Source organism: Levilactobacillus koreensis JCM 16448, assembly GCF_001435525.1.
Classification (GTDB): Bacteria; Bacillota; Bacilli; order Lactobacillales; family Lactobacillaceae; genus Levilactobacillus; species Levilactobacillus koreensis.
The window spans coordinates 1-203 of sequence record NZ_AZDP01000104.1; the positions used below are offsets into that span (position 1 = coordinate 1).

At 48.3% G+C, this 203-nt stretch carries 1 pseudogene; it reads left to right on the forward strand.

The features are described 5' to 3' along the window. Positions 1 to 203 (forward strand): annotated as a pseudogene (locus tag FC99_RS13960) (IS30 family transposase); the annotation flags it as partial.

The window sequence follows — 203 nt, forward strand, 5'->3', positions numbered from 1 at the left end:
GAACAACTCTTAGAGGTCTGTAACTTAGACCTCGCTGAGAAGATGAGTCGCCGACTACCCAAACACGCTCCTCATAAAAACAGCCGTCTGCTGGGGTTAAGCATTGAAGAACGACCCGCTGAAGTGGCGACACGTGAAGAATTTGGACACTTTGAGATTGATACTATTGTCGGTAAGCGCGATGGCCAAGAGAGCGTCATTAT